22 protein-coding genes are annotated in these 21,095 nt (G+C 73.7%); 6 read left to right on the forward strand and 16 right to left on the reverse strand.

Annotated features, from left to right (window positions below; all coding sequences use genetic code 11):
• Positions 1-393: 393 nt before the first annotated feature.
• From KBZ10_RS20240 to KBZ10_RS20250, 3 genes are all read left to right on the forward strand, one after another.
• Complete coding sequence (locus KBZ10_RS20240) at positions 394-1,608, forward strand: S8 family peptidase (protein ID WP_210989087.1); 1,215 nt, start codon at positions 394-396, stop codon at positions 1,606-1,608.
• 390 nt (positions 1,609-1,998) lie between these two features.
• Positions 1,999-2,550, forward strand: coding sequence for a DUF1697 domain-containing protein (locus KBZ10_RS20245; RefSeq protein WP_210989088.1), 552 nt, complete (start codon positions 1,999-2,001; stop codon positions 2,548-2,550).
• 411 nt (positions 2,551-2,961) lie between these two features.
• Positions 2,962-4,185: a S8 family peptidase gene (locus KBZ10_RS20250; protein ID WP_210989089.1), complete on the forward strand. Its 1,224-nt coding sequence runs from the start codon at positions 2,962-2,964 to the stop codon at positions 4,183-4,185.
• Between the two features lie 208 nt (positions 4,186-4,393).
• Here KBZ10_RS20250 and KBZ10_RS20255 read toward each other — a convergent pair whose 3' ends face one another.
• From KBZ10_RS20255 to KBZ10_RS20265, 3 genes are all read right to left on the reverse strand, one after another.
• The gene (locus tag KBZ10_RS20255; protein WP_210989090.1) at positions 4,394-5,038 is read right to left on the reverse strand and encodes a class I SAM-dependent methyltransferase; all 645 of its coding nucleotides are present in this window, start codon (positions 5,036-5,038) and stop codon (positions 4,394-4,396) included.
• An 81-nt stretch (positions 5,039-5,119) separates the two neighbouring features.
• The gene (locus KBZ10_RS20260) at positions 5,120-5,890 is read right to left on the reverse strand and encodes a GNAT family N-acetyltransferase (RefSeq protein ID WP_210989091.1); all 771 of its coding nucleotides are present in this window, start codon (positions 5,888-5,890) and stop codon (positions 5,120-5,122) included.
• Between the two features lie 140 nt (positions 5,891-6,030).
• On the reverse strand, positions 6,031-6,723 hold the full coding sequence (locus KBZ10_RS20265; protein ID WP_210989092.1) for an alpha/beta fold hydrolase: 693 nt from the start codon (positions 6,721-6,723) through the stop codon (positions 6,031-6,033).
• Here KBZ10_RS20265 and KBZ10_RS30625 point away from each other — a divergent pair.
• Both KBZ10_RS30625 and KBZ10_RS20270 read left to right on the forward strand, forming a co-directional pair.
• Positions 6,637-7,035, forward strand: coding sequence for a Scr1 family TA system antitoxin-like transcriptional regulator (locus KBZ10_RS30625; RefSeq protein WP_374223383.1), 399 nt, complete (start codon positions 6,637-6,639; stop codon positions 7,033-7,035). The genes KBZ10_RS20265 and KBZ10_RS30625 overlap by 87 nt on opposite strands.
• 103 nt (positions 7,036-7,138) lie before the next feature.
• Complete coding sequence (locus tag KBZ10_RS20270; RefSeq protein ID WP_247702685.1) at positions 7,139-7,357, forward strand: DUF397 domain-containing protein; 219 nt, start codon at positions 7,139-7,141, stop codon at positions 7,355-7,357.
• 48 nt (positions 7,358-7,405) lie between these two features.
• Here the strand turns inward: KBZ10_RS20270 and KBZ10_RS20275 are convergent, their stop codons facing one another.
• Positions 7,406-8,614, reverse strand: a complete 1,209-nt coding sequence (locus KBZ10_RS20275; RefSeq protein ID WP_210989093.1) for a CdaR family transcriptional regulator — start codon at positions 8,612-8,614, stop codon at positions 7,406-7,408.
• Between the two features lie 155 nt (positions 8,615-8,769).
• Between KBZ10_RS20275 and KBZ10_RS20280 the strand changes: the two genes are divergently transcribed.
• Complete coding sequence (locus KBZ10_RS20280; protein ID WP_210989094.1) at positions 8,770-10,257, forward strand: long-chain fatty acid--CoA ligase; 1,488 nt, start codon at positions 8,770-8,772, stop codon at positions 10,255-10,257.
• A gap of 232 nt (positions 10,258-10,489) precedes the next feature.
• Here the strand turns inward: KBZ10_RS20280 and KBZ10_RS20285 are convergent, their stop codons facing one another.
• From KBZ10_RS20285 to KBZ10_RS20335, 12 genes are all read right to left on the reverse strand, one after another.
• Positions 10,490-11,311, reverse strand: a complete 822-nt coding sequence (locus KBZ10_RS20285) for a sirohydrochlorin chelatase (RefSeq protein WP_210989095.1) — start codon at positions 11,309-11,311, stop codon at positions 10,490-10,492.
• 16 nt (positions 11,312-11,327) lie between these two features.
• A complete protein-coding gene (locus KBZ10_RS20290) occupies positions 11,328-12,290 on the reverse strand; it encodes an ABC transporter permease (RefSeq protein ID WP_210989096.1) in 963 nt (320 codons plus the stop codon).
• Positions 12,277-13,065: an ABC transporter ATP-binding protein gene (locus KBZ10_RS20295; RefSeq protein WP_210989097.1), complete on the reverse strand. Its 789-nt coding sequence runs from the start codon at positions 13,063-13,065 to the stop codon at positions 12,277-12,279. Before KBZ10_RS20295 ends, KBZ10_RS20290 begins: the two co-directional genes overlap by 14 nt.
• Before the next feature lie 173 nt (positions 13,066-13,238).
• Positions 13,239-14,291, reverse strand: coding sequence for an ABC transporter substrate-binding protein (locus tag KBZ10_RS20300; RefSeq protein ID WP_247702697.1), 1,053 nt, complete (start codon positions 14,289-14,291; stop codon positions 13,239-13,241).
• A gap of 239 nt (positions 14,292-14,530) precedes the next feature.
• Complete coding sequence (locus tag KBZ10_RS20305) at positions 14,531-14,668, reverse strand: hypothetical protein (RefSeq protein ID WP_210989099.1); 138 nt, start codon at positions 14,666-14,668, stop codon at positions 14,531-14,533.
• Entirely contained in the window at positions 14,656-16,101 is a 1,446-nt protein-coding gene (locus tag KBZ10_RS20310) for a sulfate adenylyltransferase subunit 1 (RefSeq protein ID WP_210989100.1), read from the reverse strand. Before KBZ10_RS20310 ends, KBZ10_RS20305 begins: the two co-directional genes overlap by 13 nt.
• 2 nt (positions 16,102-16,103) lie before the next feature.
• The gene (gene cysD, locus KBZ10_RS20315) at positions 16,104-17,147 is read right to left on the reverse strand and encodes a sulfate adenylyltransferase subunit CysD (protein ID WP_247702686.1); all 1,044 of its coding nucleotides are present in this window, start codon (positions 17,145-17,147) and stop codon (positions 16,104-16,106) included.
• Positions 17,148-17,230: 83 nt separating this feature from the next.
• Positions 17,231-17,944 carry a phosphoadenylyl-sulfate reductase gene (locus KBZ10_RS20320; protein WP_210989101.1) on the reverse strand — a complete coding sequence of 238 codons (714 nt, stop codon included), beginning with the start codon at positions 17,942-17,944 and terminating at the stop codon, positions 17,231-17,233.
• Positions 17,941-18,120: a hypothetical protein gene (locus tag KBZ10_RS20325; protein ID WP_210989102.1), complete on the reverse strand. Its 180-nt coding sequence runs from the start codon at positions 18,118-18,120 to the stop codon at positions 17,941-17,943. The genes KBZ10_RS20320 and KBZ10_RS20325 overlap by 4 nt, the downstream gene beginning before the upstream one ends.
• Positions 18,117-19,814: a nitrite/sulfite reductase gene (locus KBZ10_RS20330; protein WP_210989132.1), complete on the reverse strand. Its 1,698-nt coding sequence runs from the start codon at positions 19,812-19,814 to the stop codon at positions 18,117-18,119. The genes KBZ10_RS20325 and KBZ10_RS20330 overlap by 4 nt, the downstream gene beginning before the upstream one ends.
• 223 nt (positions 19,815-20,037) lie before the next feature.
• Entirely contained in the window at positions 20,038-20,169 is a 132-nt protein-coding gene (locus KBZ10_RS30630; RefSeq protein ID WP_374223380.1) for a putative leader peptide, read from the reverse strand.
• 323 nt (positions 20,170-20,492) lie between these two features.
• Complete coding sequence (locus KBZ10_RS20335) at positions 20,493-21,065, reverse strand: GNAT family N-acetyltransferase (protein ID WP_210989103.1); 573 nt, start codon at positions 21,063-21,065, stop codon at positions 20,493-20,495.
• Positions 21,066-21,095: the final 30 nt, after the last annotated feature.

Below are 21,095 nucleotides of genomic sequence, written 5' to 3' on the forward strand. Positions count from 1 at the left end.
GTCCCGTCCCGCGCCACCCTGTTGGGCAAGCCGGACACCGGCCGCGCGGGGGCGTGTGCCCGTGTCCGGCGGGGTTCGGCCGGCCATGCGGCAACGCGGAGGAGAGGGGGCGGTTGCGGCCAGGATGCCGCTGGGGGCGGGGTGGGGCCTGACGGGGGGAACGGCGGCCGGTCGGTGATGTGTCCTCATATCCCGGCTGCGCCGCAAAGATTGGCGATTACCGGACAGTGTTAGCCATGTCACACCGCTGAGCGAACACATTGAAATGCGCGCGTCAATCGGTCAGGGTTTCGATCACGCGGAGCGCCGCCGCCCCACGGACCGGACCGGACCGCACCGCGACGTCGCGTCACCCCCACGTCCCCCCACTCAGCGCACGAGGAGAACCCCTTCATGGCTACTCACCCGCGTTCCGGCAAGCGCCGCCTCACCGTCGCCATCACCGCAGCCGCAGCGGTCGTGGGCACCGCCCTCATGGCCGTCCCGGCCGGTGCGGCCCCCGTCGAGGGCAAGATCTACGGGGCCGACGCCAAGAGCGCCGTCAATGGCAGCTACGTCGTCCTGCTCAAGGACGGCGCCGCCGCCAAGACCCTGAAGGCCGGCAGCAAGAAGGACCTCGCGAAGACCTACGGCGGCAAGCTCGACCACAACTACGCAGCCCTGAAGGGTTTCTCCGCCACCGGCCTCAGCGAGACCGAGGCCAAGCGCCTCGCCGCCGACCCGGCCGTCGACAAGGTCGTCCAGGACCAGAAGTTCACCATCACCGGGACCCAGAACAACCCGCCGTCCTGGGGCCTGGACCGGATCGACCAGACCGCGACCGCCGGCGACGGCGCGTACACCTACCCGGACAGCGCGGGCCAGGGCGTCACCGCGTACGTCATCGACACCGGTGTCCGCGTCACCCACCAGGACTTCGAGGGCCGCGCCAGCCTCGGCTACGACGCCATCGACGGCGACAACTCCGCCACCGACGGCCACGGCCACGGCACCCACGTGGCGGGCACCATCGCGGGTGCCGCGCACGGCGTCGCCAAGAAGGCGAAGATCGTCGCCGTGCGTGTGCTCGACGACAATGGCTCCGGCACCACCGCGGGTGTCGTCGCCGGCATCGACTGGGTCGCCCAGAACGCCTCGGGCCCCTCCGTGGCCAACATGAGCCTCGGCGGCGGCGCCGACGCCGCCCTGGACGCGGCCGTGCGCACCGCCATCTCCTCGGGCGTCACCTTCGCCGTCGCGGCGGGCAACGAGTCCCGGAACGCCTCGACCGGTTCCCCGGCCCGCGTCACCGAGGCCATCACCGTCGCCTCCAGCACCAGCGGAGACCAGCAGTCCTCCTTCTCCAACTTCGGCAAAGTGGTGGACCTGTACGCGCCGGGCTCCAGCATCACCTCGACCTGGAACAGCAGCGACAGCTCCACCAACACCATCTCCGGCACGTCCATGGCCACCCCGCATGTCGCGGGCGCCGCGGCCGTCTACCTGAGCGGCCACACCACCGCCACCCCGGCGCAGGTCGCCTCCGCGCTGACCGGCGGCGCCACCTCGGGTGCCATCAAGAACGCGACCGGCGGCACCCCGAACAAGCTGCTGAAGATCGTCGAGTAGTCACACAGGCTCCGGCCCGGGTCCGCCCCCGGGCCGGACGGCGTGCGCACCGCCGGAGCCCGGCCGCCATCCCGCCCGCGCGGGGAGGCGGCCGGGCTCATGCGCGCGGGGCCGCACGGCACGGGCACGCACGGCACGGGGCCTGCGCGCCCCGGCTGCCCTTCCGTTCGCCCGCCGCGCCGCATGCCGGGCGCACCGCCGCGCCCCCCCGGCCGCGTCCCCGGCAGGGCGCCACTCCGGGCGCATCCACGGCGGGACGCAAGCCTCGCCATGGAGGCGGCGGGCGGGAGCCGCGTTGTACGCGGTTCGGGCGGCGCCCCCGGACGCCGCCGGACGCCGCTCCGGGAAAGACGCCCGGTCCCGGCCGCCCGTCCCGGTACCGTGCCGTCCGTGACGACGACATACGCGGCCCTGCTGCGGGGCATCAACGTGGGCGGCAGCAACAAGGTCCCGATGGCCGAACTGCGGTCCGTGCTGACGGGCCTCGGCTACGAGAACGTCCGCACCCTGCTGCAGAGCGGCAACGCCGTCTTCGCCGCCCCGGACCACCGGGACCCCGGCCGCCTGGCCGCCGAGATCGAACAGGCCCTCGCCGAGTGGTTCGGCTTCCCGGTCGCCGTCGTCGTCCGCACCGCCGGCGAACTGCGCGCCGCCGTGGAAGCCAACCCCTTCCCGGACCCGGCCTCGGAACCCGCGAAGCACACGGTCACGTTCCTCTCCGGCCGGGCGGACCCGGAACGGCTGGACGCGGTTGACCCGGCGCTGTACGCCCCCGACGAGTACCGCCTGGCCGACGGGGGCCGTGAGCTCTACGCGTATTTCCCGGACGGGCAGGGCCGCAGCAGACTCGCACCGCTCCTGGACCGGAGGAAGCTGGGCGTCGAGGCGACGACCCGGAACTGGAGCACCGTCACCAAACTGCTGGCGCTCGCGGAGAGCTGACCGGGCGGCCTGCCGCGAACAGTTCCGGCCGATTCGGAGGGCAACGGATTCCGCCTCCTCGGCCCGGCCCGCCCCGGAGCCTCCCCGCCCGCTCCGCCGCGCGGACGCCCCAACCCGGCGCGGACGGCGTCCCGTCGAGGCCGTCCGCGGCCGGGACGGGCGTGTCCGCGGGCCGCACGGATGACGTCGCATCAGCGACCGGCCGCCGTGGGCGATGGCCGGATTCCGCCTGCCGCGCACATCACCACGATTACCGGACGGTGTAACGCACGTCACACCGCTGAGCGAACGTATTGATATGGGCGCGTCAATCGGTCACCGTGCTGACCCATCGGAGCGGGCCTCGACCCCACGGCCCGCCGCGACGTTCCGCCCCCGCACACCCCCACTCAGTGCTCGAGGAGACCCCTCATGGCAACTCGTTCGCGTTCCGCCCTGCGCACCCGCCTCACCGTCGCCATATCCGCCGCCGCGGCCGTCGTGGGCACCGGCCTCGCGGCCGTCCCCGCCGGTGCCGCCCCCGCCCCGGCCGAGGGCAAGATCTACGGCGCCGGCGCCAAGACCGCCATCGACGGCAGCTACGTCGTCCTGCTCAAGGACGGCGCCGCCGCCAAGACCCTGAAGGCGACCGGCAAGAAGGAGCTGGCCACGACCTACGGCGGCAAGCTCGACCACAACTACACCGCCCTGGACGGCTTCTCCGCCACCGGCCTCAGCGAGACCGAGGCCAGACGCCTCGCCGCCGACCCGGCCGTCGACAAGGTGGTGCAGAACAAGACCTTCCGCATCACCGGCTCCCAGGCCAACCCGCCGTCCTGGGGCCTGGACCGGATCGACCAGACCTCCCGTTCGCGGGACGGCGTCTACAACTACCCGGACAGCGCGGGCGAGGGCGTCACCGTCTACGTCATCGACACCGGTGTGCGCGTCACCCACCAGGACTTCGGGGGCCGCGCCAGCCTCGGGTACGACGCCATCGACGGCGACAACTCCGCCACCGACGGCCACGGGCACGGGACGCATGTGGCGGGCACCGTCGCCGGTGCGGCGCACGGTGTGGCCAAGAAGGCGAAGATCGTCGCCGTGCGCGTGCTCGACAACAACGGCTCCGGCACCACCGCCGGCGTCGTCGCCGGCATCGACTGGGTCCAGCGGAACGCCTCCGGCCCGTCCGTGGCCAACATGAGCCTCGGCGGCGGCGCCGACGCCGCCCTGGACGCGGCCGTGCGTTCCGCGATCTCCTCGGGCATCACCTTCGCCGTCGCCGCCGGCAACTCGGCGGCCAACGCCGCCAACTACTCACCGGCGCGGGTCCAGGAGGCGATCACCGTCGCCGCCAGCACCAGCAGCGACTCGGAGCCGTACTACTCCAACTACGGCAGCGTGGTGGACATCTACGCACCCGGCTCCTCCATCACCTCGGCCTGGCGGAGCAGCGACACCTCCACCAACACCATCTCCGGCACCTCCATGGCGAGCCCGCACGTCGCGGGTGCCGCCGCCATCTACCTGGGCCGCCACACCAGCGCCACCCCGTCCCAGGTCGCCAGCGCCCTCACCAGCGGTGCCACCGCCGGTGCCATCACCAACGCCACCGGTTCCACCCCGAACCGGCTGCTGAGGGTCGTCCAGTAACCTCGCCCGCCCCCACCCCTGCCGGCCCGGGACCCTCCCGGGCCGGCGCGGCGGGCCGCCGCAGAGCCCGGCCGTCACCTTCTCCCGCGAGGGCCTCTCTCGCGAGGGCGGCGGCCGGGCTCGCGCCTGCGGGGCGGGAGCGTTCAGGCCGTCGAGCGCCCGGCTCCGGTCACGTCCGCCGGTGATGGCGGGCGCGCGATCGCCCGAGTCACTGCCCCGCGCGCATCAGGAGGCGCCCCTGGCGGAACCGTTCCCCTTCGCACGGCTCGCGCAGCATTCGGCCGACCTCGGTGAAGCCCGCCTCACCGGCCAGCTCCGCGAGGCCGTCGACCGGCCATCGGTAGGCCTTCGTCACCTTGTGGTCGAACGCCGTGACCGGCCCGCCCTCCGACTCGAAGAACCCGAGCAGCAGCGTCCCGCCCGGCGCGAGGACCCGGCGGAACTCGGTGAAGTACGAGGGCACGTCCGCCGGCGGGGCGTGAATGACGGAGTACCAGGACACGATGGCGCGCAGCCGGCCGTCGGGCAGGTCCAGGGCGTCCATGGAGCCGAGGTCGAACCGCAGGTCCGGGTGGGCCTCGCGGGCGAGGCCGATCATCACCGGCGACAGGTCGACGCCGAAGACGTCCAGCCCCAGATTCCGCAGGTGCGCCGTGAGATGCCCGGGGCCGCATCCCAGCTCGGCGACGGGCCCGGAGCCGGCGGCCCGCACCATCTCGGCGAACGCGGCGAGCATCGCACGGTCCAGCGGCTGGGCGTCGAGCGCGTCGCGGAAGAGCTCGGCATAGAGGGCGGCGACGGCATCGTAGGCGTCGGCTGTCGCACGGTGGGATGAGGAAAGCTCGGTGGTCACAGGCGAGGACCCTAGAGCGTTCCCGGTTCCGGTGACCGGCTTTCGGCCGAACCGGAGAGCGCACGCCCGGGCCGCCGCCCGTCAGGGCCGGAAGACGTACGGGGTGGTGGTGCTCAGGGCCGTGAAGCCGAGGCGCCGCAGGATCGGACGGCTCTCGTCGGAGGCGTCCACCTGGAGGTAGCGGTAGCCGCGTTCGGCGGCGATCCGGGCGCGGTGCGCGACCAAGGCCCGGTAGACGCCCCGGCCCCGCCAGGCGGGCAGGGTGCCGCCGCCCCACAGCCCCGCGAAATCCGTGCCCGGGTACAGCTCCAGCCGGGCCGATGAGACGGGCAGGTCACCGGCCATGACGATGGTCATCACCACGGTCTCCGGCCGTTCCAGCTGTGCGATCAGGTAAGGCCGCAGCGACCGGCCCGGCCCGAACACCTCTTCGTGGACCCGCACCATCAGCTCCACCCCGGCCGGGTCGGTCACCGGCCGCAGGGCAAGCCCCTCGGGCAGTTCGACGGCGGTGCTCAACTCCTGTGCCGGGGCGACCATCAGGGTCTCCTCCGGCTCGGGCACCAGCCCAGCCGCCCGCAGCCGCTCGCCCAGATCGGCGGGCCGGTCGTGGCTGTACAGCTTCCACTCGAACTCCTGCCCGAGCGAGGCGAAATACCGCACCTGCTCGGCGATGGCCGCCTCGGCGGAGCCGGCGCCGAGGTCCGACCAGAGCACGCAGTTCCAGGCCCCTTCCGCCCCGAGCTGCCGCACCACGCCACCCGTCCGCTCGACCCGGGCCCCGGGGGAGTCGGCGGGCGCGCCTCGGCGCATCTGGTCGTCGTAGAGGGCGAGTACCGCGTCGCTGTCCATCCGCACATCCCAGCACCGTGCGGCCGAGCGGCCAAGTCAATATCGACGGGGCCGTGCTCCGCCCGGTCACGGTGCGTGGGGGGCAGCTCTCTCCGGCTCAGTCGCCGGGTTCCGCCGCGGCGAGGAGTGTCCAAGCCCCCTCAGTAGCCGGGCGCTGCCGCGTCGAGGAGGATCCGGGCCAGTGCGCGCGGCTGGGAGAACATGGGCCAGTGGCCGGTGTCCATCGTGACCAGCCGCCACCGGTCGCTCTTCAGCAGCTCGGCCACGTCGGGGCTCGGCTCGGGCCAGTCGAGCAGACACTTGATGTACGTCGCCGGCAGCTCGCCCAGCGGGCGGGTCAGCACCGCCGGTTCGGTGAGCGTGGCGCCCGGGTGCGGGGTCCCCTCGGCTGTGATGCGGGCGATCTGCTCGGCGCTGAGCCCCTGGTCCGCGAACTCGTCCGCGCCTGGTACCGGCCAGAAGCCCCCGTTCGCGGCGATCGCCGCCCTGCCGTCGGACCGAGGGGAGAAGAACGACTCGCCGTCGGCTGGAACATTGGAGTCCACGAAGACCACCCGGGCCAGCCGGTCCCCGATCCGTTCGGCGGCCTGGCCGACCGGGATGCCCGAGTAGCTGTGCCCGATCAGCACGACATCGCGCAGATCCCGGCCCTCGATCTCCCCGACGATGTCCTGGACGTGCGTCTGCTGCCCGGCGGGCACGTCCTTCTTCTCGGCGAGGCCGGACAGCGTCAGGGCGTGCACGCCGTGCCCGGCCGCCCGCAGTTCCGGGACCACGTCGTCCCACGCCCACGCTCCGAGCCACGCGCCTGCCGTCAGTACGTATTCAGTCATGGGGGCACCGTAGGGGGAGAGTCTGACAATCGCCGTCCCGAACCAAGTGCGGGCCCCGGCCCCCAGCTCGACACGGTTCAGATCGACACGACCCATGGTGGTGAACTCATCGATGTCACGGCAGAGTTGGAGGTCTACCGCTTGGTCCTGGACCGGATGCAGGAGGTAGCCCTGTCAACGAAGCAGTCGCGAGACCTTATTCATTCGATCAGCTCACGCCGGACGGGACTGTTCGCCTGCGTGAGAGCGATCAGCCCGATACCGTCCTGGCCACCACTCCGGCGGCACTCGGTGGGCTCATACGAGCCGTAAAGGCAGGAGAGTTCACTGTTGCGCCGTCAGCGCCGTGAGCGTGCGGCGGCCTACACGAGAGCTGGTCCAAGCGAGGGTCAGGTCTTCGAAGGGTGGTTCCGTCTTGTTGTGCTCCCCGTCTGCTCCGTCCTCCTGGCAGAAATCCACCTTCAGCCCGGAGGCGTCCTCCTGCCTGTACGTCGCCTCCGCGCCCGATGGCACGCTCCGGTTGCGGGAGAGCGACGAGCCGGAGGCCGTTCTCAGGATCACCCCCGACACGCTCCGCGCACTCATCCGTGCGGTCAAGACGGGCGAGTTCGCGTTCGCGCCCGCGGAGACGTGAGCGGGCAGCGGCCCCTGCCCGTGGGCCGCGGGCGTCGGAGCGGGTGCGTCAGGCCGCCGCGTCCCGCGGATCGGCGGAGCTCCCGGTCCCGGAGGTGCGGACCGCCTGGAGCGCCACGGCGATGTGCGCCGCCGCGCGCGGATCGGACAGGGAGCGGCCCGTCAGCTCCTCGATGCGGCGCAGCCGGTAGCGGACGGTGTTGGGGTGGACGAAGAGCCGGCCGGCCGCCTCCCTGGCGGAGCCGGAGGTGGCGAACCAGTGCTCCAGGGTCTCCAGGAGGCGGGCGCGCTCCGCGGCCGGGAGGTCGAGCAGGGGCCGCAGCACGACCTCCACCAGGTGGCCCGCCTCCGCCGGCGCGGCGGCGACGACCATGGCCAGCGGGTCGTCGTCGAACCGCGCGACCCCGGGGCCGGTGTGCCGCAGACCGGCCAGGGCCAGCCGCGCGAAGCGCAGGGCCTGCGGGGTGTCCCGCAGCGAGCCGAAGCAGGGGCTGATGCCCACGCGGGCGTTCCGGGCGCGCTTCAGGACGCGCAGGAAGGTGTCTTCCGCGGCCGGTGAGGGGAGGGCGGCCAGCCCGATCTGCTGGTCGGGCAGCAGCCGCCAGGTCGACGGGAGCCGGGCCTGGCGCAGCGCGCTCTCGATGCCCGTCAGGGGTTCCTCGCCGGGCGCTTCGGCCACCGCCGCGGCGACCGCGTAGGGCCCGCGCTCGGGCAGGCCGAGCTCGCGGGCGGCGTCCCGCAGGGTGGTGCGGTCGGCGATGACGCCGGTGAACAGCGCCTCCGCCAGCGCGGAGCGCCGGGCCTGGCGCTGCGAGGTCAGCTCGGCGGTGGCCTCCCGGTGGGCCGTCGCGACCGTCTGGGCGTACAGGCCGAACAGGGCCCAGATCTCCGCCGACTGCGACACCAGTTCGGCGTCCGGGACGTCGGGGTGGGTGCGCGCCTCGGCGAGGATCTCCGACCACAGGAACGCGAAGCCGATCCGGTACGCGTGCAGGGTGTCCGCCAGCGGCATGCCCTGCTCGGCGCGGATCCGGCCGGTCTCCCGGGACGGGCTCGGGTCCGGGGCCGGGGCGTCCGCGCCGCGGAGGTGGTTCAGGATGAGGTCGACGTTGGCCTCACACGAATGGCGCAGCGAGTCGAAGGGGGTCAGCGACTCGTCCTTGTAGGCGTCGACCTGCGCGCGGATGCGCAGCGCCATCTGCTCGCCCAGCTCCGGAACCCGTGCGTGCAGCACGGCAGCCACGTCCGACAGGTCCATTTGCGCAGCTTAACGCCCTGGTCTTGTTCCCGGGAACAAACTGTTGCGCGAGACACTGTCCCGCCGGCCATAGGACCTCCTCCATCTGCGGCAGCACCATGACGTCCACGTGAACAGCGGATTTATTTCGGTGATGATGTGTGTGGAGGCAGACCATGGCCAATCTGGCGGAGTTCCTGGTGGAGACGGCGCGGCGGCAGCCGGAGCGGCCCGCCCTGCGCCTGGGCGAGCAGGTCACCGGCTACGCGGAGCTGGACGAGCGCAGTGCCCGCGCCGCCGCGCTGCTGCGCGCCGAGGGCGTGAGGCCGGGGGACCGGGTCGCCCTGATGCTGCCCAATGTTCCGGAGTTCGTCGTCCTGTACTACGGCGCGCTGCGCGCCGGGGCGATCGTCGTACCGCTCAACCCGCTGCTGAAGACGCGCGAGACCGAGTTCCACCTGCGCGACTCCGGCGCGGTGCTGCTGTGCGAGTGGCACCAGGCGCCGGGCGAGGGCGCGCAGGGCGCGGCCGCCGCCGGAGTCCGGCACCTGGCGGTGGAACCCGTGGACTTCGCCGGCCGGCTGGCCGGTCACGAGCCCGCGCCCGGGGTGGCGGAGGCGGACGACGCCGACGTGGCGGTGCTGCTGTACACCTCCGGCACCACCGGCCGCCCCAAGGGCGCCGCCCTCACCCACGGCAGCCTGCGGCACAACACCGAGGTCAACAAGGACTCCGTGCAGCGGATGACCGAGGACGACGTGGTGGTGGGCTGTCTGCCGCTGTTCCACATCTTCGGGCAGGTCTGCACCATGAACGTGGCCGTCCTCAGCGGCGCCCTGCTCACCCTGATCCCCCGCTTCGACCCGCAGGCCGTCCTGGACGCCATCGCCCGTGACCGCGCCACGGTCTTCGAGGGCGTGCCGACCATGTACGCGGCGCTGCTCCAGCACCCCTCGGACGCGGACGTCTCCACGCTGCGGATGTGCATCTCCGGAGGGGCCTCGCTGCCGGTGGAGGTGCTGCACGGTTTCGAGCGGCGCTTCGGCTGCCCGGTGCTGGAGGGGTTCGGCATGTCCGAGACCAGCCCGGTCGTCACCTTCAACCACCCCGACCGGCCGCGCAAGGCGGGCTCCATCGGCACCCCGATCCAGGACGTGGAGGTACGCCTCCTGGACGAGAAGGGGCGGGACGTGGCGCCCGGCGAGGTCGGCGAGATGGCCGTCCGCGGACCCAACGTGATGAAGGGCTACTGGAACCTCCCGGAGGAGACGGCGGCCGCCATCCCGGACGGTTGGCTGCGCACCGGAGACCTGGCCCGGCAGGACGAGGACGGCTACTTCTACGTCGTCGACCGCAAGAAGGACATGATCATCCGCGGTGGTTACAACGTCTACCCGCGCGAGATCGAGGAGGTGCTGCACGAGCACCCCGCCGTCGCGCTGGCCGCCGTGGTGCCGGTGGCGCACGCCCGGCTCGGCGAGGAGATCGGGGCGGCGGTGGTGCTGCGTCCGGGCGCGTCGGCCACGCCGGACGAGCTGCGGGAGTTCGTCCGGGACCGGGTGGCGGCATACAAGTACCCGCGCGAGGTGTGGATCACGGACGCGCTGCCGACCGGCCCCAGCGGCAAGATCCTCAAGCGGGAGATCACCGCACCGGCCGGATGAGCGGCTGCGGCGGGATGAGCCGCACCGCCGTGCGCGGCACCCGGCCGGGTGAGCGGCACCGGCCGGGCGCGCCCGGCCGGCGGGGCGGATCGCACCGCCGGGGGAGGAGCCGCGCCGGGCGTGCCGGAGCGGGAGCGTGCCGTCCGGTGCGCTCACCCGCGCTGCCGGCACGGGCCCCGACACGTGCGCCCCCGCCCCGGTCCTCGGCGGCACGGACAGCCGCGGCGGCCGGTCAGGCGCTCAGCGCCGCGCGGGCCGGGCGGGATGCGCGGGACGCGGCGCGGGACGCGTCGTAGCGGGTCAGGAGCAGGCGCGCCAGCCGCTCGTCCGGGCCGAGGACGCCGGCCAGGATGTCCGCGCCCGCCTCCCGGGCGCCCGCCGCGATGCGGTCCGGGAGGCGGCCCGGGGCGATGACGTACGGGGCCACCGCCACCCGGCGGACGCCCTCCGCGCGCAGGGCGCGGACGGCGTCCGCCGTGCGGGGGAGGGAAGCGGAGGCGAACGCAGGCCGCACGGCGCACCAACCGGTGCGCCGCCACTCCCGCGCGGTTTCCGCGATCACTGCGATCGCCTCCGGGTCCGAGGAGCCCGCCGAGGCCAGGACGACTCCGGTCGACGCGCGGTCGTCCGGGTCCAGTCCGGCTTCGTACAGGCGCTGTTCGAGGGTGTGGAGGAGCAGCGGGGAGGGGCCGAGCACGTCCGCCTGGGTGAGCGTCAGGCGGGGCAGCCGGGCGCGGGCCTCGCCGAGCACCCGCGGGATGTCGGACGTGGCGTGGAAGGCCCGGGTCAGCAGGAGCGGGAGGGCGATCACCTCCCGGATGCCCTCCGCCGCCAGCCGGTCCAGCAGCCGCGGCACGCTCGGGGCGCAGAAGTCCAGGTAGCCGGTCTCGACGCGCAGGCCCGGGCGGAGGGCGCGGACGCGTTCGGCGAGCGCGGTGACCGTCGCGGCGTGGCGCGGGTCGCGGCTGCCGTGGGCGGTGATCAGGAGCACGGGAGCGGCGGGCGCGGTGCGCGCGGCGCGGGCGGTGCGCGGGCGGTGCGGCTGTGGGGTCATGGTGGCGGGGTTCCGTTCAGCGGGCGCCGGCGATCAGGCCGCGGCTGCGCAGCACGCGGCGTTCGACGGGCGCGAAGACGAGCAGTTCGATGCCGATGCCGACGACGAGGATGAGGGTGATGGCGCCGAGCACCAGCGGCATGTCCTGGTAGACCCGCCCGGTCTCCAGCAACTGGCCCAGTCCGACGCCCAGCTCCGGTGACTTGGCGATCAGTTCGGCCGCCATCAGCGCGCGCCAGGAGAACGCCCAGCCCTGTTTGAGGCCGGAGATGTAGCCGGGCATCGCGGCGGGCAGCAGGACGTGCCGGACGCCCCTGAGCCCGGTGGCGCCGATGACCTGCCCGGCCCGCAGATACAGCGGCGGGATCCGGTCCACGCCCGCGACCAGGCCGCTCGCGATCGACGGGACGGCACCCAGCAGCACCACTGTGTAGATCGTGGCGTCCGAGAGGCCGAACCAGATGATGGCCGCGGGCACCCAGGCCACCGACGGCAGCGACTGCAGCCCGGACAGGATCGGGCCGAGCGCCGCCCGTACCGGCTTCACCCGGGCGACGAGCAGGCCCAGCGGGGTGCCGATGGCCAGTGAGGCGGCGAAGCCCAGCGCGCCCCGGGAGACGCTGTTCCACACCACGCCGAGGATCGTGCCCTTGTACCACTCCTCGGCCAGGGCGTTCCAGACGTCCAGCGGGCCGGGCAGCTGGTAGTGCGGCTTGATCTCCAGGGCGTACGCGAGCTGCCACAGCGCCAGCACGGTCACGATCGCGACGACCGGCGGCAGCACCTTGCCGAGCAGCAGCCGGCCGAGCGGCACCCGGGACGCGGTGTGCGTCTCCAGGGCGTCGAGCCCGGCCTCCAGCCCCTCCAGGTCGTTGGCGGAGCTGTTCGGGGAGCCGTTCCCGGTGGCGGAGGAGGGCGACGGGGACGAAGCGTCACCCCCGGTGCCGTCCGCGCCGCCCCGGGTGTCAGTGCTGGCCATGCCGGCGGATCTCCCCCCGCAGCTGTTCGGTGATCTCCACGGAGAGCCGGGCCACGCCCGCGTCCTCGATCCGGCGCGGCTGCGGGATGTCCACCCGCCACTCCCGGGCGATCCGGCCGGGGCGGGAGGACAGCAGCACCACGCGCTGTGCGAGCCGCACCGCCTCGCGCACGTTGTGGGTGACGAAGAGGACGGAAAGGTTCGTCTCGGTCCAGATCCGGGTCAGCTCCTCGTGCAGCACATCGCGGGTGATGGCGTCGAGGGCCGCGAACGGCTCGTCCATCAGCAGCAGATTGCTGTCCTGCGCCAGCGCCCGGGCCAGCGCCACCCGCTGCCGCATGCCGCCGGAGAGCTCGTGCACCCGCTTGCCGTACGCGCCCCGCAGCCGGACCAGCTCCAGCAGCCGCTCGGCCTCCGGGCGGCGGTCCGCCTTGGGCACACCCCGCAGGCGCAGGGCCAGTTCGATGTTGCGTCCGGCGGTGAGCCACGGGAACAGGGCGTGCTCCTGGAACATCAGGGCGGGCCGGCCGTGCGGGACGCCGATCTCCCCGGAGGTGGGCCGGTCGAGGCCCGCCACCAGGTTGAGCAGCGTGGACTTCCCGCAGCCCGACGCGCCCAGCAGACAGACGAACTCGCCGTTCGCCACATCGAGACTGATGTCGTCCAGGACCGGCTGGCGGCCGCCGCCGCGGCCGAACGACTTGGACACGTGATCGAGCCGTACTGCGTGGTCGGCCGGGGCCTCGGTGTGCGGCGCGAGGAGTGCGGTGGCCATCGGTGTCACCTCCGGGGGACGGGTTCGTCGCTGCGGTGGGTGGTGCTGCGGCGGCCGGTGCTGCGGTGGACCGCGCCGCTGTCGGCGGTTCGGGGCTGAGCGGGCTGAGCGGGCTGAGCGGGCTGAGCGGGCCGTGCGGGCCGGCCGGCTGTGGCGGTGCGGGCCCGGGCCGCTCAGCCGGTGCCCAGGCCGGCGGCGGAGACCTTCCGCGCGCCCCGTTCCGCCAGCACCTTGTTGAGGAGCCTCAGGTCGCAGAGGCCGCGCAGCTCGGGCTTCTCCAGCAGCCCGGCCCGCACGGCGTGGCCGGCCTGGCGGACGAGGGTGGCGGCGAGCGGGTCGTCGAGCACCTCGATGTGCTCGAACGCCGGGTCGAGCACCGCGGGCGGCAGAGCCTGGCCGCCCTGCCGCTCCAGCGCGGTGTTGAGCGCGGCCTTGGCCTCCTCCGGATGGCTCCTGATCCAGGCGTTGGTCCTCACCGAGCCGCGCAGCGCGGCCTCCACCGCCTCCGGGTGCTCCGTGAGGAACCGCTGCGAGACGACCATGGTGGTGATGGCGTGCCGGCCGTCCTCCCACAGTTCCCGCTCGTCCAGCAGCACCCGGCCGCCCCGGGCGGCGAGCTGGGACGCGGTCGGCTCCGGCACCCACGCGGCGTCCACGTCACCGCGCCGGAAGAAGGCCGGGGTCTCCTTGGTGTCGATGCGGACCACGGTGACCTCGCCCTCGCCGCTGTCCGGGTCGACCCGGTAGCCCTTCCGGGTCAGGTAGTTGAGCAGGGCGACGTCCTGGGTGTTGCCGAGCTGCGGGGTGGCGATCCGCTTGCCGCGCAGGTCGCCGAGGCCGCTCACCCGGCCGGGGTGCGCGACGAGGGAGACCCCGCCGGAGGCCGAGCCGGAGATGATCCGGAGGTTCCGGCCGCCGGACCTGGTGTAGCCGTTGACGGCGGGCGAGGGGCCGAGCCAGGCGATGTCCACGGATCCCGCGTTGAGCGCCTCGACGGCGGACGGGCCGGCGCCGAACACCTGCGAGGTCACCCTCGTCCCGCCCAGCTCCTTCTGGAAGAAGCCCTCCCGGTCGCCGACGAGCGCGGTGGCGTGGGTGACGTTGGCGAAGTAGCCGAGCCGGATCTCCTCCAGCCCGCCGGTGCGCTCACCGTGCGGCCGCACCTTCGCGACGCCGCCGGCCTCGGCCCGGGAGCCGTAGCCGCAGGCCCCGAGCGCGACGGTCATCAGCGCGGCGAGCGCGGCGGCGACGGCCGCGGTGGCGTACCGGTGCCGGGGACGCTGCCGCCGGCGGGTGCGGCGGCGCGGCCCCCGGGCCGGGGCGGGGCGGTCGGCAGGCACGGGAGGGGTTCCTCTCGGTGGGCGGCCGGGCTCGGCGCGGGGTGGCGGTGCGCCCGGCGGGGCGGCGGAAACGGACGGTGCGGTGCGGCGCGGAACGGGACGGCGCGGTGCGCGGGGGCGGCCGCTCAGCCGCGGGCACATCGCCCGACGCCGCCCTCGCCGCTGCCGAGGGCGCCGCTGCCGATCCGGCCGCCCTCCTTGGCGAAGGTCGACCAGCTCTCGGTGGCGGGGCGGGTCGCGGTGGCCACGGTCAGAAGTCCCATCCGCCGTCGCCCGCCGCGCCGTCCGCGGCCCGTGCCGCCCGCGCGGCGGCGTGCGCGGCGGCGTGCGCGGACTCGGGGAACGCGTCGCCCGCCATGCCCGCCGTCAGCGTCGTGCCGTCCGCCGGGTCGATCAGGAGGAACGATCCGGTGCGGCGCGAGTCGGCGTAGGCGTCGAGGGCGAGCGGCTCGGAGGTGCGCAGCACGATCCGGCCGATGTCGTTGGCCGCCAGCTCGCCGGGCGCCGGGTGCCGCGCGAGGCCGCCGTGCTCGTCGGGCTCGCCGAGCGCCAGCCGGGACGGGATGTCCTTGACGATCGCCTTGACGGTGCGGGTGGTGTGCTTGAGCAGCACCCGGTCGCCGACGGCCAGCGGCCGGTCGTGCAGATGGCAGACGGTCGCCTCGACGTCCCGGGTGACGGCCGGGGCGGTCGCGGTGGTGACGATGATGTCGCCGCGCGAGATGTCGAGGTCGTCGGCGAGGAGGACGGTGACGGACTGCGGGGACCAGGCCGCGTCCGCGTTCTCCCCGAGCGCGTCGATGGCCGTGACGGTGCTGGTGCGGCCGGAGGGCAGCACGGTCACCGGATCGCCCACCCGCAGCACGCCGGACGCCAGCTGGCCCGCGTAGCCCCGGTAGTCGGGGTGCCCGGCGGTCTGCGGGCGGATGACGTACTGGACGGGGAAGCGCACCGGGTCGCCGGACGGGTCGTCGGTGACGGGCACCGTCTCCAGGTGCTCCAGGACGGTCGGGCCGCCGTACCAGTCCATGGTGGCGGAGGGTGTCACCACGTTGTCACCGGCCAGGGCGGAGATCGGGATCGCGGTGATCTCCGGGACGCCGAGCGCGGCGGCGTAGGCCGTGAACTCCTCGGCGATCCGGGCGAAGACGGACTCCTCGTAGCCGACGAGGTCCATCTTGTTGACGGCGAGGACGACGTGCGGCACGCGCAGCAGCGCGGCCACGGCCGCGTGCCGGCGGGTCTGCTCCACCACGCCGTTGCGGGCGTCGACGAGGACGACGGCCAGCTCGGCCGTGGACGCCCCGGTGACCATGTTGCGCGTGTACTGCACATGGCCGGGGGTGTCGGCGAGGATGAACCGGCGGCGCGGGGTGGCGAAGTAGCGGTAGGCCACGTCGATGGTGATGCCCTGCTCGCGCTCCGCCCGCAGCCCGTCCGTCAGCAGGGCGAGGTCGGGGGCCTCCTGGCCGCGGCTGCGGGAAGCGTGCTCAACGGCCTCCAGCTGGTCGGCCAGGACGGACTTGGAGTCGTGCAGGAGCCGGCCCACCAGGGTGGACTTGCCGTCGTCGACGCTGCCGGCGGTGGCGAACCGCAGCAGGGTGGCGGCCTCGCCGGCGGCGGCCGGCCCCGCCTCGGCGGCCGCGGGGTCGGCGGTGGCGGGTGTGCCGGTGGCGGGCGTGTCGGTGCTGCTCATGGTTAGAAGTACCCCTCGCGCTTGCGGTCCTCCATGGCGGCCTCGGACAGCTTGTCGTCGGCGCGGGTGGCGCCCCGCTCGGTGAGCCGGGAGGCGGCGATCTCGGCGATGACGGCCTCGATGGTGTCCGCGCCGGAGTCCACGGCCCCGGTGCAGGACATGTCACCGACCGTGCGGTAGCGCACCCTGCGGGTCTCGGTCCGCTCGCCGTCCTTCGGCCCGCCCCACGCGCCGGGGGCGAGCCACATGCCGTTGCGGGCGAAGACCTCCCGCTCGTGCGCGTAGTAGATGGCGGGGAGTTCGATCTTCTCCCGGGCGATGTACTGCCACACGTCCAGCTCGGTCCAGTTGGAGAGCGGGAAGACGCGGACGTGCTCGCCGGGGGAGTGGCGGCCGTTGTAGAGCTGCCACAGCTCGGGGCGCTGGCGGCGCGGGTTCCAGCCGCCGAACTCGTCGCGCAGGGAGAAGACGCGCTCCTTGGCGCGGGCCTTCTCCTCGTCGCGCCGGCCGCCGCCGAAGACGGCGTCGAAGCGGTTCCGCTCGATGGCGTCCAGCAGCGGGACGGTCTGCAGCGGGTTGCGGGTGCCGTCGGGGCGCTCGCGGAGCCTGCCCGCGTCGATGAACTCCTGGACGGACGCCACGTGCAGGCGCAGCCCGTGCTCGGCGACGGTGCGGTCGCGGAAGTCCAGCACCTCCGGGAAGTTGTGCCCGGTGTCCACGTGGAGCAGCGCGAACGGGACGGCGGCGGGGGCGAACGCCTTCAGCGCCAGGTGGAGCATGACGATGGAGTCCTTGCCGCCGGAGAAGAGGATCACCGGCCGCTCGAACTCGCCCGCCACCTCGCGGAAGATGTGCACGGCCTCCGACTCCAGCGCGTCCAGGTGCGACAGGGCGAACGGGCTGCCGGCGGTTCCGGCGATCCCGGCGGCTCCCGCCGCTCCGGCTGCGTCCGTGCCGCCCGTGCTGTCCGTGCCGCCCCTGCTCGCGGCGGGTGCGGTCGGTCCGTCCGGCCCGGCGGCCCCGTCCGCCTCGGTCGTGGTGGTCATGCTCGGCCCTCCTCCTCGGCGCCCTTCTCCCCGGTTCACCCCGGGCCCTGCTCGGTCCGCGGCTTCCGCCGGGTGATCGCTCATCAGGTGTGCAGTCCGCACTCGGTCTTGCCGCGGCCCGCCCAGCGGCCGGCCCGGACGTCCTCGCCGGGCCTGACGCGCCGGGTGCAGGGGGCGCAGCCGATCGAGGGGTAGCCGTCCGTCAGCAGCGGGTTGGTGAGCACGCCGTGCTCGGCGACGTAGGCGTCCAGATCGGCCTGGGTCCAGGTGGCGATCGGCGAGATCTTGACCTTCTGGCGCTTGGCGTCCCAGTCGACGACCGGGGTGGCGGCCCGGGTGGGGCCGTTGTCGCGGCGCAGCCCGGTGGCCCAGGCGTCGTAGCCCGCCAGTCCCTCTTCGAGGGGGGCCACCTTGCGCAGGGCGCAGCACAGGTCGGGGTCGCGGTCGTGCAGCTTCGGCCCGTACTCGGCGTCCTGCTCGGCGACGGTCTGCCGGGGCGTCACGCTGATCACGTTGACGTCCATGACGGCGGCCACGGCGTCGCGGGTGCCGATGGTCTCGGGGAAGTGGTAGCCGGTGTCGAGGAACACCACGTCCACGCCCGGCTGGACGCGGGACGCCAGATGCGCGACGACCGCGTCCTCCATCGAGGAGGTGACGCAGAAGCGGCTGCCGAAGGTGCCGGCGGCCCAGCGCAGCACCTCCTCGGGACCGGCGTCGGCGAACTCGGCCGCGCCCTGCTCGGCGAGGGCGCGGAGCTCGGTGGTGGTGTAGTGGGGCGAGGATGCGGTGGTCATGCGGTGGTTCCCCCTTCGTGGTGGCCGGTGCGCGGGCGGGAGAGCAGCCCGAGGAAGGACAGTCGGAAGGCGCGGGCGCAGGACCCGCACTCCCAGGCGCCGTGGCCCTCCTCGGAGGGCCGCAGGTCCTCGTCCCCGCAGTACGGGCAGTGGAACGGCGCGGCGCGGCCGCTCATGACAGGTCCTCCGCGGAGGCGCGCGCCGCCCAGGTGGCGAACCGCTCGCCGTCCTCGCGCTGCTTCTCGAAGCGGCGCAGCACCCGCTCGACGTAGTCGGGGAGTTCGGCGGAGGTGACCTTGAGGCCGCGGACCTTGCGTCCGAAGGCGGCGTCGAAGCCGAGGGAGCCGCCGAGGTGCACCTGGTAGCCCTCGACCTGGTTGCCGTCGGCGTCCAGCATCAGCTGGCCCTTGAGGCCGATGTCGGCGGTCTGGATCCGGGCGCAGGCGTTGGGGCAGCCGTTGATGTTGATGGTCACCGGCTCTTCGAAGTCCGGCATCCGGGCCTCGAGTTCCTCGATGAGGGAGATGCCGCGCGCCTTGGTCTCGACGATGGCGAGCTTGCAGAACTCGATGCCGGTGCAGGCGATGACGCCGCGCCGGAACGGCGAGGGGCTGACCTGGAAGCCGAGGTCCTCCAGACCGGAGACGAGGGAGTCGATCCGGTCCTCCGCCACATCCAGGATGATCAGCTTCTGCTCGACGGTGGTGTTGAGCCGGTCCGAGCCGTGGGCGGCCGCCAGGTCGGCGAGCCGGGTGAGGGTGGCGCCGTCGACGCGGCCGACGCGCGGGGCGAAGCCGACGTAGTAGCGGCCGTCGCGCTGCCGGTGGACGCCCACGTGGTCGCGCCACTGTGTGGAGGGCTCGGGCGGGGCGGGGCCGTCCGTCAGCTTCCGCTTGAGGTACTCGTCCTCCAGGACCTGCCGGAACCTCTCGGTGCCCCAGTCGGCGACGAGGAACTTCAGCCGGGCGCGGTTGCGGAGGCGGCGGTAGCCGTAGTCGCGGAAGATGCCGGTGACCCCGGCCCACACGTCGGGGACCTCGTTCAGCGGCACCCACGCGCCGAGGCGCTGGGCGAGCCTGGGGTTGGTGGAGAGCCCGCCGCCGACCCAGAGGTCGAAGCCGGGGCCGTGCTCGGGGTGGTCGACGCCGACGAAGGCGATGTCGTTGATCTCGTGGACGACGTCCTGGACGGGGGAGCCGGAGACCGCCGTCTTGAACTTGCGCGGCAGGTTGGAGAACTCCTTGCTGCCGATGTAGCGGCGGTGGATCTCCTCGACGGCGGGGGTCCCGTCGATGATCTCGTCGGCGGCGATGCCGGCCACCGGGGAGCCGATGATCACGCGGGGGCAGTCGCCGCACGCCTCGGTGGTCGACAGCCCGACCGCCTCCAGCTTCTCCCAGATGGCGGGGACGTCCTCGATGCGGACCCAGTGCAGCTGGATGTTCTGCCGGTCGGTGATGTCGGCGGTGCCGCGGGCGTAAGCCTCCGACACCTCGCCGACGGCGCGTAGCTGAGCGGTCGTCAGGCGCCCGCCGTCGACGCGGACCCGCAGCATGAAGTACTGGTCCTCCAGCTCCTCGGGCTCCAGGACGGCGGTCTTGCCGCCGTCGATCCCGGGGCGGCGCTGGGTGTACAGGCCCCACCAGCGCATCCGGCCGCGGAGGTCGGTGGGGTCGATGGAGTGGAAACCGGCCTTGGCGTAGATCGTCTCAATGCGTGTCCGCACATTGAGACCGTCGTCGTCCTTCTTGAACTGTTCGTTGCCGTTGAGCGGGGTGTGGTGCCCGACGCCCCACTGGCCCTCGCCGCGGTGGCGGCCGGCCTTCCGGCGGGTCGTGGCGGTACTGGCGCGTTCTGAGGTGGCGGCCATGGCGGTGGTGTCCTTCTCGGGCTGCTCAGGGGGAGACACGGGGGAGAATGCCTCCCGCCGTTGGGGCCGGAAGCGGCAAAGTGCACAGAGGAACCCCTGCTGACCTGCGGCGCGGCAGGAATCAGCCGCTCGGCACGGGGGAGCCCGGAAAGCCGTGGCGGTCAGGGGTGTTCGCGCGTCCGCGGGAACGGGGACGGCGAGGGGCGCGGTGGTGCTGGGACTGTCAGCCCGCCGGACAGATGGCGCTGGACATGCGGCAGAGATCGACGTGGCGCCGACTCACCAAGGCAATTCCAGCTTCAGACATGCCGAGAAGCGTGCCACGGCACTCTCGGGGCAGTCCATCGCTATCCATTATTTGGACAACATTGTTTCGAAGTGTGGACTGTGTGGTCGGTGTCACGGCTCGGGCGGCGGCCCGGGTGTCCGAATGGCGTCGGCCGGCGGCCGGATCGGCGCGGTGCGGCGGCTTCCGGGAGCGCCGCACGCCACCGGGGGCATCGCACCGCGCGGGCCCCGCCGGCCGCCGGAACCCCAACCGCCGCCCGCCGGCGGCTGCTTCGGCCGGCCGGTCTGCCGCACCGGCTTCCGCCCCCCGGCCGGGGCCACCGAGGCCACCGGCAGGGCGGCCCGGGCCGCCGGGGTGCGGCCGGAGCCGCCGGAGCCGCCGGAGCCGGCTCAGAAAGCCCCGGGCCACGGGCCGGGAGGCGGCGTCGCGGGCTCCTCCGCGGTGCGCGTGTCGTACAGCCGGAAGCCGCGCCGCCGGTAGTTGTCCAGTGCGTACGGGCCGTCCTTGCTGCAGGTGTGCACCCACACCCGCCGCGTCGGGGCGAGCCCCGGCCACCGCACCGCGAGGTCCCAGGCGCGCGCCGTGCCGAGGCTCAGCAGGTGCCCGCCGATGCGGCGGCCGCGGAAGGACGGGATCAGGCCGAAATAGACGATCTCCACCACCCCGTCCTGCTGCGCCTCCAGCTCGATGTACCCGGCCGGAGTGCCCCGCTCGTACGCCACCCAGGTCTCGACACCGGGCCGGCCGAGGAACTCCCGCCAGCGGGCGTACGACCAGCCGAGCCGGTCCGTCCACGTCACGTCGCCGCCCACCGCCGTGTAGAGGAAGCGGCTGAACTCGGGGGAGGGGACCTCCGCCCGCTCGACGCGCGGCACCCGCCCGTCCGCCGGCGCCGCGGCGGGCACCAGATCGCCGGCCGAGGTCTGCTCCAGATACCAGGTGGTCACGGTGACGCTGCTCATGGCGCCATCCCATCACGCCGCGACCGCGGC

This window comes from Streptomyces sp. F63 (genome assembly GCF_018070345.1).
Taxonomy (GTDB): domain Bacteria; phylum Actinomycetota; class Actinomycetes; order Streptomycetales; family Streptomycetaceae; genus Streptomyces.

Bases quoted from the DNA above. Each gene is read 5' to 3' on its own strand.
- KBZ10_RS20240 (WP_210989087.1), top strand. From the start codon at position 394: ATGGCTACTCACCCGCGTTCCGGCAAGCGCCGCCTCACCGTCGCCATC.
- KBZ10_RS20250 (WP_210989089.1), top strand. From the start codon at position 2,962: ATGGCAACTCGTTCGCGTTCCGCCCTGCGCACCCGCCTCACCGTCGCC.
- KBZ10_RS20260 (WP_210989091.1), bottom strand. From the start codon at position 5,890: ATGGACAGCGACGCGGTACTCGCCCTCTACGACGACCAGATGCGCCGA.
- KBZ10_RS20265 (WP_210989092.1), bottom strand. From the start codon at position 6,723: ATGACTGAATACGTACTGACGGCAGGCGCGTGGCTCGGAGCGTGGGCG.
- KBZ10_RS20275 (WP_210989093.1), bottom strand. From the start codon at position 8,614: ATGGACCTGTCGGACGTGGCTGCCGTGCTGCACGCACGGGTTCCGGAG.
- KBZ10_RS20280 (WP_210989094.1), top strand. From the start codon at position 8,770: ATGGCCAATCTGGCGGAGTTCCTGGTGGAGACGGCGCGGCGGCAGCCG.
- KBZ10_RS20285 (WP_210989095.1), bottom strand. From the start codon at position 11,311: ATGACCCCACAGCCGCACCGCCCGCGCACCGCCCGCGCCGCGCGCACC.
- KBZ10_RS20290 (WP_210989096.1), bottom strand. From the start codon at position 12,290: ATGGCCAGCACTGACACCCGGGGCGGCGCGGACGGCACCGGGGGTGAC.
- KBZ10_RS20295 (WP_210989097.1), bottom strand. From the start codon at position 13,065: ATGGCCACCGCACTCCTCGCGCCGCACACCGAGGCCCCGGCCGACCAC.
- KBZ10_RS20300 (WP_247702697.1), bottom strand. From the start codon at position 14,291: ATGACCGTCGCGCTCGGGGCCTGCGGCTACGGCTCCCGGGCCGAGGCC.
- KBZ10_RS20305 (WP_210989099.1), bottom strand. From the start codon at position 14,668: ATGGGACTTCTGACCGTGGCCACCGCGACCCGCCCCGCCACCGAGAGC.
- KBZ10_RS20310 (WP_210989100.1), bottom strand. From the start codon at position 16,101: ATGAGCAGCACCGACACGCCCGCCACCGGCACACCCGCCACCGCCGAC.
- cysD (WP_247702686.1), bottom strand. From the start codon at position 17,147: ATGACCACCACGACCGAGGCGGACGGGGCCGCCGGGCCGGACGGACCG.
- KBZ10_RS20320 (WP_210989101.1), bottom strand. From the start codon at position 17,944: ATGACCACCGCATCCTCGCCCCACTACACCACCACCGAGCTCCGCGCC.
- KBZ10_RS20325 (WP_210989102.1), bottom strand. From the start codon at position 18,120: ATGAGCGGCCGCGCCGCGCCGTTCCACTGCCCGTACTGCGGGGACGAG.
- KBZ10_RS20330 (WP_210989132.1), bottom strand. From the start codon at position 19,814: ATGGCCGCCACCTCAGAACGCGCCAGTACCGCCACGACCCGCCGGAAG.
- KBZ10_RS30630 (WP_374223380.1), bottom strand. From the start codon at position 20,169: ATGGATAGCGATGGACTGCCCCGAGAGTGCCGTGGCACGCTTCTCGGC.
- KBZ10_RS20335 (WP_210989103.1), bottom strand. From the start codon at position 21,065: ATGAGCAGCGTCACCGTGACCACCTGGTATCTGGAGCAGACCTCGGCC.